The following is a 14494-nucleotide window of genomic DNA, read 5'->3' as shown; positions in this document are numbered from 1 at the left end:
GGCACAGCCCGTGCTTGTGCTACAGGTGACCGTTCACCTTTGGAGAACTACCTGATGAAATCCATTCTGCGATACACACTGCTCGCTGGCCTTGCGTGCGCCCCGCTGATGCCGCTGACTGCAACGGCGCAACGCGTTGACACCACTGCGCTCCGATTGTCGTCGGTGGCACGCAGTGCGGTGGAGAGTTACAACGCCGCGGCGACGCGACGGGTGACTGGCGCGTTGGATGTACCGGCAGGCACGATCTTCACTGGCGATGTGGCGGTCCTCAACGGCCCCGTCACGGTGGCAGGTCGGATTGCCGGCACCTTGGTGGCGATCAACGCCGATGTCCACTTTGCGGCGGGCGCCGAGGTGGGCCAGCACGTGATTGTGGTTGGGGGCAGCCTCGCCGGTCAGGACGCGGCGAAAATCGGTGGCGAGATGCGCGTGCAGGCCGAGTTGCTCCGCTATCATCTCGACGGGCAACGTTTGGTGGCCGACGGTGAGCCGGTGTACGACGAGTCGTGGTGGACCCGACATCGCGTGCGGCACGAGTTCCGGCGCGGTGAGGCCTTCACCGACTTTTTCTATGTCGCCTCCCGCTCGTACAACCGAGTGGAGGGATGGTCGTTTGTGGCTGGACCGCGTTTTCAGCGCACGCCCGATTGGGGCAAGGTCAAAATTGAGGCGTTCGGTGTGGTTCGTACTGTGAGCCCCATCCAATGGGACAATCAGACGCTGGGTCACGACGCGCGCGCTGAGGTGCAGTTCGGCAAGCCGATTGGTTTGGCGATTGGTGCGCGCGCGTTCGACGTAGTGGAGCCAACGGAAAGCTGGCAGATGGGGAATACCGAAACGGGGCTCGCGTCGGCGCTGCTCCACCGTGATTATCGCGACTACTATGTGCGCCACGGCGGTCAGCTGTATGCGCGCCTTCAGGCGTCGGATGATGCGGATCTTACCGTTGGGCTCAGTGACGAGCAGTGGCGCAATCGCGCCGCTGGCGACCCGTGGTCGGCGACGCGCGGCAATGAGCCGTGGAGAGCGAACCCGACGATGGATCCCGGTTCGATGCACCTGCTCACCACGCGTCTGCGGGTCGACACGCGCGAGCAGACCGGCTCGCCGTGGGCCGGCTGGTATTTGGTGGCGGAGTTGGAAAAAGGCGCGGGGCGTATCACGCGCTTCGGCGCGCCGGTGCAGACGTTTGCCGTGCCGACACCCGAAGCGGTGTCGTACACGCGAGGGTTTGCGGATGTGCGCCGCTACAATCGCATTGCGCCCGACTTCTTCTTGAACTTCCGCGTGGCCGCGGGCGGCTGGATGAGCGGTGATGCATTACCGACGCAACGGCGACTCGGCGTCGGCGGTCCCGGCACGCTACCGGGCTTCGACTTTCGCGATACCGGTGGGCATCCTGACATCCTGACCTGCGCGGGCGGTATGGTGCAAGCCGGTGCCCCCGCGCAGTGCGATCGTGTGGCGTTGGCGCAGGTTGAGTTGCGCTCTGGGTTCTTATGGTCGGCGCTGCGCAGCGATGCAGAGGAAGACTGGTGGCGCCCCGGCCTCAATCACCGCACCCAGTGGGTGCTGTTCGCCGATGCGGGCCGCGGCTGGAAGGTTGGGACCGCAGACGGCTCGCTGACGTACTCCAAGGATGCGATGCCGAGCTTCAACTCGTACAAGACCGACCTCGGTATCGGCATCGACTTTGGTGGCTTTGGCGCGTACTGGGCTAAGCCGGTGAGCGACGAACACGAGCCCGCGCGATTCATCGTTCGTTTGGAACGGCGGTTCTAGCGCGTGGGTGCATTGCGACGCCTGGCCGCATTGGCGGCCTTCACCGTGGTGAGCCGGATGCCGTTGCTCGCGCAACGGCATCCGGTGGTGGAGGTGCGTGCGCCTGCGCCAGCGATGGCGATGGTCGAAGGGCCCGTGGTCACGGCGCGCGACATGCTCGCGGGGAGCCGTATTCGCGAGCTATTGATGGCCGGCTTTCCCGCGCAGTTCCACTTTCGGGTGGAGCTGTGGAGCGAGGGGCGATGGACGAATGACGTCGAGCGTCGGGCGGAGTACGACGTCAAGGTGCGCTACATTCCGCTCGAGAAAGTGTACGAAGTGGTTCAGGTGACAGACGATCGCGCGCTTCCGCTCGGACGATTCGCACGAGTGGAAGATGCCGAAGCGGCGATTGCACGTCCCACGCGCGCGCCGGTGACTGCACGGCGCATCAGTCGCCGGCAGTATTACCAAGTGACGCTCGATGTGGAAGTACTCTCGCTACGCGACCTCGACGAGGTGGACCGTTGGCTCCGCGGCGAAATCGAGCCCGCGTTCAACGGGAACGCCGGCACGGCGATCACCCGCGGACTCAAGACCCTCGTGGCGCGCGTCCTAGGCGGAGAGAAACTCGAGTACGAGGCGCATACGGAGTCGTTTCAGCTTCCGTAGCTTCGCGTTATCCCTTCCGCGCCGCGCGTGGTACGGCTGGCGTGCGACTCTCGAGTGCTTCGATCTGGTGCAGCACGTCGGGGCCATAAAACATCCGAATGTACTTGGCCTGCGCGGGGGTGAGGCGACGGACGGCCCACGACAGGTGCACGAAATGCGGCTCCACTGGCGGATGCTGGAGATGCATCCCGCATTCGTCGGGGAGGTGATTCGACTTGCGCGTATTGCAGCTACTGCACGCCGTGACGACGTTGTTCCACGTATTGAGTCCGCCGCGGGAAAGCGGCACGACGTGATCGCGCGTGAGCGCTTCACGGTGGCGTAGCTGATTCGAGCGACGACCGCAGTACTGGCAGGTATAGTGATCGCGCGCGAACAGGAACGTATTCGTCACCTGACGGCGGAAACGCCGCGGCACGTGAATGAACTTGGTAAGGCGAATGACGACCGGACGCGGGTAGGCGAAGCGCGCCGAGTGTACGAGGGAGTCGAGGTCGGCTTCGACGATCTCCGCTTTGCCGTCGATAACCAGTCGCAACGCGCGGCGCAGCGGCACCATCGTCAATGGTTCGAAGGACGAGTTCAGGGCGAGACAGCCAACAATCACGCATCCCTCCGTGGAGAGTGAGTCTGGCGGCGCAGTCTCGCGCCCACCGTCATCTACTGCTTTCCGCCTCGGTGACCGGCACGGGGGTCAACCAGCCGTGCACATCTTCGGCCCGTCCCTTGGCGATGGCCATGTAGCGTTCGCGGATCGCCGTCGCGATGGGGCCGGGCTTGCCGTCGCCAACCGGATAGCGATCAATCGTTCGAATGGGGGTCAGTTCTGCTGCTGTTCCGCAGAAGAACGCCTCATCCACCAAATACAGAAACTCACGCGGCATCACCATTTCTTTGACGGTGAGGCCGAGGTCCGTGGCGATCCGCACCACGGAGTCGCGTGTAATGCCGTTGAGAATCCCCGACGAGAGGGGCGACGTGAACAGCACGCCGTCGCGCACCAGAAACAGATTCTCCCCCGATCCTTCGGCCACAAAGCCGGCGCTGTCGAGCATGATGCCTTCGAGGTAATCGTCCTGCCGCGCTTCGGCTTTGGTGAGCTGCGAATTCAGATAATTCCCGCTGGCCTTGGCGAGTGTCGGGAAGGTGTTCGGGGCCGCGCGGCGCCAACTGGAGACGCGAACGTCCGCGCCCTCGGTGACGGCAGCATGACCGAGGTAGGTGCCCCATTCCCAGCAAATAATAAAGGTCTCGACCGGGGCGTCCTTGGCGAAGATCCCCATCTGTTCACCCGTGCGCGCGATGAGCGGACGGATATAGCACTCGCGAAGTCCGTTGGCCGCGATGGTGTCGACGACAGCCTGACAGAGTTGGTCCACCGACCAGGGTACATCGAGGCGGTAGATCTTGGCGGAGTCGCGCAGGCGGCGCATATGGTCATGCAACCGGAAAACAGCGCCGCCGGTAGGAGTCTCGTAGCAGCGAACGCCTTCGAAGACCGCCGACCCGTAGTGCACCACGTGACTCATCACGTGGATGTTGGCGTCCGCCCAGTTCACGAGCGATCCGTTTCGCCAAATGCGGGCCGTAGGTCCGCTGCCCTGCGCCATTGCGCTCCTCGTGCGAGAGGTACTCCGAATTCTAACTGCGGTGCGCAGCGCCGCGCTACGGAGTGCGCTGGCGTGGCATTCGCCTGCAGACAGTGGTATCGCTCCCACGCGGGGGCGGGAACGTCAGGGCGTTGGCGTCACGGTGCCGGAGCGGGCGCGCTTCCAGCGCCCAAGGCGCTGGGCGGTCTCGCGTACCACCAGCGCTTCTTCGCCAATATCCACACCGAGGACTCGGCCATTTCGCACGCGCGGCACGCCGTTGACGACCACCAGCGACGCCGGCGAGTTGCTGAGCGACCAGATGAGCGCGTCGGCCGGTTCGTACACGGGATACGCCTCGTCGGGAACAGGAAACGCGGCGAGATCGGCGGCCTTGTTATGCTCGATCGAACCGATGATCCCCCCCATTCCGAGTGCCTTGGCTCCTCCGAGGGTGGCCATCTCAAGGGCGTCACGGCCGGTGAAGAGGTCGTCGCGCCCTGCACGCGCGCGCTGCGCCAAGATCGCGAGGCGCCCCTCGTCGAGGAGGTGCATCCGATTGTTGGATGCCATGGAATCGGTACCGAGGCCCACGTGGATCCCGATGTCGCGCATCTCGCGGAGCGAGGCGATGCCGTGGCCGAGTTTGGCGTTGGAGGCCGGGCAATGGGCGACGCCGCAGTTGTGTGCGGCGATGGCGGCGAGGTCGGCGGCGTCGGTTCGGACGCAGTGAATGAGCAGCGGTCGCTCGGCGAGCACTCCGGTCTGTTCCAGAAGAGCGATGGGCGAGCGCGCCCGCTTGGCAACATCGATTTTGCGGCCGTGCAGAAACGCGGCAAAGGCGCCCTCTCCTCCTTCGACGAGATCGGACTCCTCTGCGCTTTCGGCGATGTGCGTGGCTATCGGGAGCTGATGTGCGCGCGCGAATGCGGCAACGCCGGTGTAGAGCGCATCGCTCACCGAGTACGGCGCGTGCGGCGAGACGCCGACACGCACGAGCGGGGTCTCATACGTCTGCATCGCGCGCACGGCGCGCCGGAGATCATCCACCGACTGCTGCCAGGCGCGCGGATCGGGACCGAAGGTTTCACGATACGAAATGCCGCGCACGCCGAGCGCGCGCATGGCGTCGAACGCGGCGGGACTCGGCGCGGTGTCCGCAAATGTTGTGATGCCGTGCCGGAGTCCTTCGATGATACCGAGACGCGCGCTGGCGAGGAGCTCTTCGTACGTGAGCTCGGCGCGCGCGGCGGTGAGGGTGCGGATCCACGAGAAGAACGAGAGTCCTTCGAGGAAGCCTCGCATCACCGTGAGGTCAAGATGCGTGTGCGTGTTGACGAGCCCTGGGGTGAGAATGACTTCGCCGAGGTCTTCGTCGCGTCCTTCGGGCGCATCGCCGCGCGCCCCCACCCAGATGATGCGTTCGCCTTCTACGACGACGGTGCCGTGCTCAATGGTTGGCGCGGTCACCGGGATGACCCAGCGCGCATGGTAGCGCGTGCGCGGGGCCGTTCCGGACGAGGTCACGGTTTGGTGGAGATGACCGTGGTGCGCCGCGGGCACTCGCGGGTGGGCTCCGTGCCGGCAATAAACCACTCGGTGTAGGCGTCTTCGACGGGACAGAGCGGACCGTGCAGGAGCCCTGTCCCCACATCGACAATGCGCGAGACGAGCGAGGACGGACGTGGCCAGTCGGGCGGCGCCGGTTTGCGCTCGTACACTTCGCGCATGAATGATGTCCACGCGGGAGCCGCGAGGCGCCCACCCTGTGCGTTGGGCATGATTTTCTGCGGCGCGTCGAAGCCCATCCACACACCGGCGACGAGATCGGCGGTGTAGCCAATAAACCAGACGTCGGCTCCGTCGTTTGTCGTTCCGGTTTTTCCGCCGGCGGGGAGCCGGATGTACTGCCCCACACTGGCGGCGGCGGTGCCCTTTCGGATGACGTCTTTCATCATGTCCACCATCAGCCACGATTCTTCGCGTGAGAGGACGGGCTCGATGACCGGCTCCGGCTTCCACACGACTTCGCCTTTCTCGTTTTCGACGCGCATGATCGGATAAGGCGCGGTCCGTGATCCGAGATTCGCAAAGACGGAATACGCGGCCACCATTTCGATGGGATACACGTCCGCCGAGCCGATGTGGACCGACGGAAACGGCGGCACTGGGGTGGTGATGCCGAAGCGTTTGGCCATTTCGACCACGCTGGCTTCGCCGACTTCCATTCCCACTTTGATGGCGATCATGTTGCGCGACTGATAGAGTCCGCGCCGCATGGTCATATTGCCTTCGAACTTGAGATCGTAGTTTTGCGGCGTCCACGGCTTGGTGGAGTCGAGCTGTGGCACGCTGATGGGCGAGTCGTCCACGAGATAGCTCGGCGGGCGACCGCTCTGAATGGCGGTGGCGTAGACGATGGGCTTGAACGTCGAACCAGGTTGCCGCTTGGCCTGCGTGGCGCGATCAAACTTGGAGTCTTCAAAATCGCGCCCGCCTACCAGCGCGCGAATGGCACCGGTGCGCGGATCGAGCGCAATGAACGCACCCTGCAAGTACGGCGACACGGCGGCCGAGGAGTCTTCGGCGGTCACCATCGCGGAGCGCGCGAGGTACTGCTCGTAGCTGCGGTGCGGGAAGGCGCCGAGTGAACCACTCTCCACGGCGCGGAGCTGGCGGTCGAGCGCGCGTTCGGCGGTGCCCTGAAGGTCGAGATCGAGCGTGGTGTAGACGCGCAGTCCCTGTTCGTAGAGTTTTTTGCCGAATTTTTCGTCGAGCATGCGGCGGACGTATTCGACGAAATACGGGGCGTTCTCGCCGGAGCCGCCGCGACGGTGCGCCATGCGCAGCGGATAGGCGCTGGCGAGTGAGGCATCCGCGTCGCTGATGGCGCCCGCGCGGCGCATCAGCTCGAGGACGGTGTTGCGACGCTGCACCGCGCGCTCGGGAAAGCGGCGCGGGTTATAGCGTTCCGGACCTTTGGGCAGTGCGGCGAGCATGGCGGCTTCGGCGAGGTTCACTTCTCGCACCGACTTGCCGAAGTAGCGCTGGCTGGCCGACTCTACGCCGTAGGCGCCGTTGCCCAGGTAGATCTGATTGAGATACAGCTCGAGAATGCGGTTCTTGGAGTACTTGGCTTCGATGTCGCGCGAGACTTTGGCCTCGCGGAGTTTGCGCATGATCGTCTTTTCGCGAGCGTTGAGTCGCTCGGGGAAAAGATTGCGCGCGAGCTGCATCGTGATGGTGGAGAAGCCCTGCGCAATGCCGGCGGCTCGCAGATTGGCGAGACTCGCGCCGAAGATGCGATAAAAGTCGATGCCGCCGTGGGAGTAGAAGCGTTTGTCTTCGGTGATGACAAAGGCTTGCTGCACCACACGGGGGATTTGTTCGAGCTTGATGAGGGTGCGGCGTTCGAGGCCGATTTCTGCTACGAATCGACCGTCAGCGGCGTAGATACGGCTCGTCTGACGGGGCTGATACTGCTCGAGGCTCGTGAGCGAGGGGCACACGCCGCGGCACACCAGGGACCAGCCAATACCCGCGCCGACGAGCCCAATGAGGGCGACGCCAGCGAGGATGGCCAACGCGATGAGGAGGGGACGGCGGCTGTTCATCTTCCTGCGCGGAAGCTAGGCCGTTGCGAAGGGCTGGGCAACGCAGGACGGGGGCGATTCGACGGTACCGTGCCGGCGGGGGCTCAGTGAGATCAAGTGACAGCGGGGGGCGAGGTGTCTAGCTTTCGGCATGGCTCACCCCTCTCCCGTTCTTGACGAGCTCGCCTGGCGCGGACTCGTATATCAGCAGACCGATGGTCTCGACGCGCACCTCTCCGGTGCGCCGCGCACGGCCTATTGTGGCTATGACCCCACGGCGCCGAGCCTGCACATTGGCAACCTGATTCCCACGATGCTGCTGGTGCATCTGGCGCGGCACGGGCATAAGGCCGTGGCGCTGATTGGCGGCGGCACGGCGATGATCGGTGATCCGTCGGGCAAGTCGGTGGAGCGTCCCCTGCTCTCTCCAGAGGCGATTGACGCCAACGGCGCGCAGATCCACGCGCAGCTCTCCGGCGTCTTTGCGCGCGCGGGCGCGAGCGGTGTGACACTGCGGAACAACGATGTGTGGCTACGGCCGCTGGGGTTTCTCGACTTCCTACGCACGGTCGGCAAGCATTTCAGTGTGAACTTTATGCTGGCCAAGGATACGGTGGCGAGCCGTCTCGAGACGGGGATCTCGTACGCCGAGTTCTCCTATATGCTCACACAGGCCTACGATTTTCTTGTGCTGTACCGCGAAGGGGTGTCATTGCAGGTGGGTGGGAGCGACCAGTGGGGGAATATCACCTCGGGCACGGAACTCATTCGGCGCTCGGACAGCGGCGAGGCGCACGCGCTCACGGCGCCGCTCATTACGACGTCGAGTGGCAAGAAATTTGGCAAAACGGAATCGGGGGCGGTGTGGCTCGACGCCACGCTCACGAGCCCGTACCAGTTCTATCAGTTTTGGGTGAACGCGGAGGACGCGGACATTGGGCGATTCCTGCGGATGTTCACGTTACTGCCGAAGGGAGAGATCGAAGCGCTCGAGGCCTCGCACGCGGCCGCGCCGCACGAACGGCGCGCACAGAAGGCGTTGGCGACCGCCGTCACGACGCTCATTCATAGCGCCGAAGCGGCCGCGCTCGCCGAAACGGTGAGCCGCATCATCTTTGATAAGAATGCAAACCCGTCGGAGTTTGGCCACGACGTGTTTGAGTTCTTGCGTCCAGAGATTCCGAGCGTCACGGTCACGCGCGCCGCCGACGGCACGGTGGACGTGCTGGCGATTCTTGAGGGCGCGTTTGCCATCTCGCGCGGCGCAGGGAAAAAACTGCTACAGCAAAACGCGTTGTCGGTGAACGGTACCAAGCTGGGCGCGGACGAAGCGACGATTTCGGCGGACCGCGCCGTGCAGGGGCGCTGGCTCCTCGTACGCAAAGGCGGGCGCGACATCGCGCTCGCGGAACTCGGCTAAGTCGCCATTCCGCGAGGCGTCGCGCTGGCCGAACTCAGCTCAGCAGCAACTCCAGTGCGGCGTCGAGTTCCGCCGCGGTGTTGTAGAAATGCGGTGAAAGTCGGATACACCCTTCGCGCACGGTGTGCGTGACTTTGCCGAGGCGCAGACGTTCACTGGTCGCGGGAACGTCGACCGTGCGGAACGAGAGCACCCCGGCGCGCTGCGCCGGATCGACTGGGGTGATGAGCGCGACTTCCGGATGCGCGTCGGCGAATGCCACCGCACGGTCGGCGAGCATTCGCACGCGATCGGCAATCTCTTGTGGGCCGATCTCCAGAAACATCTCGAGCGATTCGGCCATAGCACTGAAGTGCACGAAATCGAGGGTGATCACTTCAAAGCGACGGGCATCATCGTGGAAGGTGGGGTCGTAGTCGAGGAAACGCCCGAAGTCGCCACTCGAGGCCTGTGATGCCCATCCAATCTCCTCGGGTTCCAGTTCGCCGATGAGTTCGTCGCGCACGTAGGTGAAGCCCGTGCCCCACGGGGAGAGCAGCCACTTCTGTGTACCACACGCAAAGATGTCGACCGGCGTGTTGGCGAGGTCGATGGTCAGCGGCCCCAGCCCCTGAATGGCGTCGACCACAAAATAGATGCCGCGTGCGCGGCAGGCGGCTCCGATGGCCGCAAGATCAAAACGGTAGCCACTCCAGAAGCTCACCCAACTGAGCGCGACTACCTTCACCCGTGGGTCGGTCTCGATGGCATGCATCAACGCCGCTTCATCTGGGCGTCCGTTGACGAGGGGAAGCAACCGGTGTTCGGCGCCGCGCCGGCGAGCGGCGATGATCCACGGATACACGTTGGCCGGAAACTCGCCGTGTACGCTGAGCACGACATCGCCGGGACCATAGGGGAGCGCGCGCGCCGCGAGGTTCACACCGTGCGAGGTATTCGACATCAACGCAATGGTGCGCGGACTCACATTGAGCAAACGAGCCGCCGCGTTGCGCGCGCGCTCGAAGGTTGGGAAGTAGTCGTCGTTCGAGAGCCGGAACGGTTCGGCACGCTTAAGACCGAATGCGGCGATTTCGTCGCGGGTCCGCTGCGGTAACGGCCCCGTCGAGGCGTGGTCGAGATAGATGGCCTCACCGGCCTCGGCCCACGGAAACTCCCGGGCGCGAAATGCGTGCACGTCGAAGGTCACGGTTCCCTCAAGTGTGGCGGCGTGTCGGGGGGCTGATGTTTCCAACGGCGGTGCTGCCAGAAATACTGGCCGGGATATTGGCGCACGAGCGCTTCGAGCCGCTCCGAGAAGCGGATCATGATGTCGTCCACGTCGCGCTCGCGATTGTCCGAATGCGTGATCGGAATTTCCTCGGCGACAAACACATATCGACCGTCTTGCTGGCGCAGCGCCTGCACGAACAGCACGGGCACATCGCCACGAAGGGCAAAGACGGCGCCCCCGCGCGGGGTTTTGGCTGGGCGGCCAAAGAATGGCACGATGGTGGAGGCCAGCCCCACGGTGGCTTGATCGCTCAGCACGCCGACCGCCTCACCGGCCTTGAGGGCCCGCGGCACGCGGCGCACCGCCTCTTGGTCGTGCATCACCTGCATGCCGAGGCGTTCGCGCGTGCGGCGGAAGAAGCGATCGGAGAGCGGGTTCCCCATGCCGCGGGCAATGGCGTGAAACGGAATCCCGCGCGCGGCGATGTACGCGCCGCTGAGTTCCCAGTTGCCGAGGTGCCCAGCTACAAAGATGAGTCCGCGTCCGCGCGCTAAGGCTTCGTCCACAAGGTGCCAGGTGGGGCACGGGTGGAAGAGCTCCAGCAGGTTTTCGCGGGTTCCGCGCGAGAGCAAGGTGGCTTCGATGGCCACGCGGCCAATGTTGTCGTAGGCCTCGCGAGCGACCGCCGCGACTTCGGCCTCGGAAAAGGCCGGAAAGGCGGCGGCGACCTGCCGCTCGACCACGCCCCGCCGGATGCCGAGCGGCCAATAGCCAAGCCGAGCAATGAATCCGGCCACCGCCCCGCCGCGGCGCACCCCGAGGGGTGCGAGCGCCCCGACAAATGCACGGAGCGCGGCGTATTCGAGTCGGTGCGCGAGGGTCGGAGTCTTCACGAGAGCGAAGGAAGGGGCGGTAGAACCTGCTCGAACGATAACCTTACGCGCGGAACAGGACACCTGCTCAGCGGCGTAGTATTATTCAGCTATGTCACGTCTGCTTGTTACCGGGTCGTCGGGGCTCATTGGCTCCGAAATGGTCGTGCACTTTGCGGCGCTGGGCTGGGAGGTACACGGCCTCGACAGCAATCAGCGCGCGGTGTTCTTTGGCCCGAGCGGCGATACCCGCTGGAACCAGCAGCGACTGCAGCGTGAAGTGCGCGGGTTTACGCATCATGAGGTGGATGTCCGCGACCGGGCTGGAATTGACGCCCTGCTCGCCACCGTGCGCCCCGATGCCATCGTGCACGCTGCGGCGCAGCCGAGCCACGACCGCGCCGCCAGCATTCCGTTCGACGACTTTGATACGAATGCCGTGGGGACGCTCAATCTGCTCGAGGCTGCGCGCCGCCACACGCCGCGCGCGCCGTTCGTGCACTTCTCCACGAACAAAGTGTACGGCGACGCGCCCAACCGGATTGCGCTCACCGAACTCCCCACGCGCTGGGACTACGCGGATCCCACGTATGCGCACGGCATCGCTGAAACGTTCACCATTGACCAGAGTACGCATTCGCTGTTCGGGGCATCGAAGGTGGCGGCCGACGTGCTCGTGCAGGAGTACGGCCGCTACTTCGACATGCCCACCTGCTGCCTGCGTGGCGGCTGTTTGACGGGGCCGAGCCACAGCGGTGTGGAGCTCCACGGTTTTTTGAGTTACCTCGTCAAATGCAACGTCGAGGAGCGCACCTATCGCGTGTTCGGCTACAAAGGAAAGCAGGTGCGCGACAACATCCACGCCAAAGACGTGGCGCGCTTTGCCGAAGCCTTCATCGCCGCACCGCGCGTGGGTGAGGTGTACAACCTCGGCGGCGGCAAGGGAAATGCGTGTTCGGTGATCGAGGCCTTTGATCTCGTCGCCGCGCGCACGGGCAAGCCGATGCTGCACGAGTACGACACAACCAATCGTGTGGGCGACCACATCTGCTACTACAGCGATCTCCGGAAGATGGAAGCGCATTTTCCGGGGTGGACGATCACGATTCCGCTCGGCACGATCTTCGACGAGATCGTTGACGCGTGGCGGGACCGGTTGCGCTGAACACACCAGCGGCGCTGCCGCGACTCGCGGTCATCACGGACGGCGACGTCAAGCACGATAGCCGCGGTGCTGGGCGCACACTCGTCAACCTGCTCGCGCGCTGGCCTGTGGATCGCCTCCTCATTGCCACCACCGCCAGCGGTCAGCCGCCACTCGACGAACATGGGCATCGCGTCATGCAGGTCGGCGGGTGGTTAGCCGGCGGCATGGCGTCTCGCCTCTCCCCGCTGGTCGGAGACGCGCAGGCACTATGGGCGCGGTGGCGCCCGTTGCCTGGTCGCACGGAACTCCGCGCGTTTGCACCAGAGGTGGTGCTCGTGGTGCCGTCGACCGCCCCCGCACTCGTGTGGGGAGAGCGGATGGCGCGCGCACTCGGGCGCCCGGTGGTGACCTACCTTATGGACGAGTGGATGAACGAGCCCAAGTGGTTGGGCGGGAATGCCATCGACTCCACTCGGGCACTCTTACGCGCGTCCGCCGGCTGGTTAGCGATTTCACCCTCGCTGGCTGAGCGACTGCCGAAAATGGCGCGGATGCAGCGCCCGTTGCAGGTGGTGCACAATCCCGTGACGCTGGACACCACGCCGCCGACCGCCCTCGCGGCACCGCGCACGGGTCCTTATCGCATCGCCTACGCGGGCTCCGTGTGGCCGATGCATGCCGACGCCATTCGGCTGGTGGCCGAATCCGTGGCGCGGCTTCGTGCGCGAGGCCTCGACGTGCGACTCGTATTGCACACCGACGATTATTTCTGGCGCACGGGCGCGACCGAGTGGACCGCGCTCGGCGTGGAATGGGGCGGACTTGTCCCGTACCGCGACCTTCGCGCGAAGCTCGGCGAGTACGATCTACTGCTGGTGGCGAGTTCATTCGCGCTCGAACACGCAGCACTCTCGCGATCATCATTGCAGACCAAAGTCACCGACTATCTCTCGGTGGGCCGACCGATTCTCGCCTGCGGCCCGGAGTTTGCCGCATCGAATCGCTATTTGCGCGATCATCGTTGCGCGTGGTTGCTGGAGTCCACCGCGCCTTCGACGGCGGACGAGGTGCTGCAACGGTGCATGGAGCACCGCGCCGAAGGGCAGACGATGGCCGCCGCCGGGTACGCGCTCGTGGCCGAGGCACATGAGGCGACCGCCGTGACCTCGCGCCTCTACGAATTCCTCGCAGCCGCTGCGGCACGTTCGTAGCCGTCGGCCATGGCCGCGCGCGGCCAGTGTGCCGCGGTAGCGAAGGCGCCCGTGACGAGTTGGGCGTGCAACGCATCGTCGGCGAGCAATCGCGCGACCGCTGAGGCCGCGTTCGCCGGATCCGCAGACGTCAGGGCGATTCCGTTGACCCCGTCGGTGACGTACCGCGCGGCGAGCGGCGTGCGTAGCGCAAGCACTGGCACGCCCGCCGCGAACGCGTCGAGCGCAGCGAAGGCAAAGTTATCGCCATCGGAGAGGTTCCATACGACGCGTGCGTCCGCCACCGCCAGCGCGCGCGCTGCCGGCTCGTCAGCGAGTGATACGACAGCGCCAAATCCGAGCGCGGCCACCTGAATCCGGAGTGCATCGTCGTCGCCGGTCGGCCCAGCCAAGACGATACGAAGCTCCGGATGGCGTGCCGCGACGAACGAGAGTGCGCGGAGCGCCGGAAGGAGTGCACTCTGCGTGTCGTGATCAAACACACAGGTGACCACGGCGCCCGTGGGCACACGCGGCGACATGGCGTCCGGCGCCGCGCTGACCGCTACGCCGGCGTCGATCAGCCGCGGTGAGAGCTGTGCCGTGCGACGATCTTCTTCCGAAGCAAAGAGCCATCCGGTTCGCACGAGACGCGCGCCAAATCGAGCGGCGCGCCCGTCCGCCAAGTGCGCGCGAGGTGGATGGCGGCGCACGACGGCGCCGCGCCCCACAGTCCGAGTTGCCACGGACGCCACGAGTTGCGCGCGTTCACCGTGCACGAAGACCACGTCGGAGAGCGTCTGTCGCAACACGCCGCGGAGTCGCCACGCATCGCCCATCCAGCGGCCTCGCACCGCGATTTCTACCGCGTCGAATCCGCAGTCACGCACCATCCGTGACACCGCACTGTGCGCGGGGCAGACCATCGCGACGTCAACGCCGCGCCCGCGCAGTGCCGTCCCCGCTTCCGCGAACGCGCGCGCGCGCCCGTCCCAAGCCGCGTCGAGAAAAAGAAAGCAGACCCGCATATGGGC

At 65.1% G+C, this 14494-nt stretch carries 12 protein-coding genes; 5 read left to right on the top strand and 7 right to left on the bottom strand.

The features are described from left to right. Positions 1 to 54 precede the first annotated feature (54 nt). Together NTZ43_11515 and NTZ43_11510 are read left to right on the top strand one after the other, a co-directional pair. Positions 55 to 1785 (top strand): BamA/TamA family outer membrane protein, encoded by a 1731-nt coding sequence (locus tag NTZ43_11515; protein ID MCX5767841.1) that lies wholly within the window; start codon positions 55 to 57, stop codon positions 1783 to 1785. A 3-nt stretch (positions 1786 to 1788) separates the two neighbouring features. Then, positions 1789 to 2436: a DUF4390 domain-containing protein gene (locus NTZ43_11510; GenBank protein MCX5767840.1), complete on the top strand. Its 648-nt coding sequence runs from the start codon at positions 1789 to 1791 to the stop codon at positions 2434 to 2436. 7 nt (positions 2437 to 2443) lie between these two features. On the opposite strand, the gene NTZ43_11505 is transcribed toward NTZ43_11510, so the two are convergent. The 4 genes from NTZ43_11505 to NTZ43_11490 form a co-directional block, all read right to left on the bottom strand. Next, a complete protein-coding gene (locus NTZ43_11505; protein ID MCX5767839.1) occupies positions 2444 to 3043 on the bottom strand; it encodes an HNH endonuclease in 600 nt (199 codons plus the stop codon). A gap of 49 nt (positions 3044 to 3092) precedes the next feature. Further along, entirely contained in the window at positions 3093 to 4046 is a 954-nt protein-coding gene (locus NTZ43_11500) for a branched-chain amino acid transaminase (GenBank protein MCX5767838.1), read from the bottom strand. 123 nt (positions 4047 to 4169) lie between these two features. After that, positions 4170 to 5552: an amidohydrolase family protein gene (locus tag NTZ43_11495; protein ID MCX5767837.1), complete on the bottom strand. Its 1383-nt coding sequence runs from the start codon at positions 5550 to 5552 to the stop codon at positions 4170 to 4172. After that, complete coding sequence (locus tag NTZ43_11490) at positions 5549 to 7639, bottom strand: PBP1A family penicillin-binding protein (protein MCX5767836.1); 2091 nt, start codon at positions 7637 to 7639, stop codon at positions 5549 to 5551. Before NTZ43_11490 ends, NTZ43_11495 begins: the two co-directional genes overlap by 4 nt. A gap of 130 nt (positions 7640 to 7769) precedes the next feature. On the opposite strand from NTZ43_11490, the gene tyrS reads away from it, so the two are divergent. Further along, positions 7770 to 9038: a tyrosine--tRNA ligase gene (gene tyrS, locus NTZ43_11485; protein ID MCX5767835.1), complete on the top strand. Its 1269-nt coding sequence runs from the start codon at positions 7770 to 7772 to the stop codon at positions 9036 to 9038. A 34-nt stretch (positions 9039 to 9072) separates the two neighbouring features. On the opposite strand, the gene NTZ43_11480 is transcribed toward tyrS, so the two are convergent. Both NTZ43_11480 and NTZ43_11475 read right to left on the bottom strand, forming a co-directional pair. After that, positions 9073 to 10227 carry an aminotransferase class V-fold PLP-dependent enzyme gene (locus tag NTZ43_11480; protein ID MCX5767834.1) on the bottom strand — a complete coding sequence of 385 codons (1155 nt, stop codon included), beginning with the start codon at positions 10225 to 10227 and terminating at the stop codon, positions 9073 to 9075. Continuing rightward, positions 10224 to 11144, bottom strand: a complete 921-nt coding sequence (locus tag NTZ43_11475) for a lysophospholipid acyltransferase family protein (protein ID MCX5767833.1) — start codon at positions 11142 to 11144, stop codon at positions 10224 to 10226. The genes NTZ43_11480 and NTZ43_11475 overlap by 4 nt, the downstream gene beginning before the upstream one ends. A gap of 91 nt (positions 11145 to 11235) precedes the next feature. Between NTZ43_11475 and NTZ43_11470 the strand changes: the two genes are divergently transcribed. Both NTZ43_11470 and NTZ43_11465 read left to right on the top strand, forming a co-directional pair. Next, the gene (locus NTZ43_11470; protein MCX5767832.1) at positions 11236 to 12288 is read left to right on the top strand and encodes an NAD-dependent epimerase/dehydratase family protein; all 1053 of its coding nucleotides are present in this window, start codon (positions 11236 to 11238) and stop codon (positions 12286 to 12288) included. Next, positions 12267 to 13481 carry a hypothetical protein gene (locus NTZ43_11465; protein ID MCX5767831.1) on the top strand — a complete coding sequence of 405 codons (1215 nt, stop codon included), beginning with the start codon at positions 12267 to 12269 and terminating at the stop codon, positions 13479 to 13481. The genes NTZ43_11470 and NTZ43_11465 overlap by 22 nt, the downstream gene beginning before the upstream one ends. On the opposite strand, the gene NTZ43_11460 is transcribed toward NTZ43_11465, so the two are convergent. Further along, the gene (locus NTZ43_11460) at positions 13445 to 14488 is read right to left on the bottom strand and encodes a glycosyltransferase (protein ID MCX5767830.1); all 1044 of its coding nucleotides are present in this window, start codon (positions 14486 to 14488) and stop codon (positions 13445 to 13447) included. The genes NTZ43_11465 and NTZ43_11460 overlap by 37 nt on opposite strands. Between the last annotated feature and the right edge of the window lie 6 nt (positions 14489 to 14494).

This window comes from Gemmatimonadota bacterium, assembly GCA_026387915.1.
Taxonomy (GTDB): domain Bacteria; phylum Gemmatimonadota; class Gemmatimonadetes; order Gemmatimonadales; family Gemmatimonadaceae; genus Fen-1231.
The sequence above is the reverse complement of the archived record's forward strand: the minus strand, read 5'-3'. Positions and strand labels throughout refer to the sequence as shown.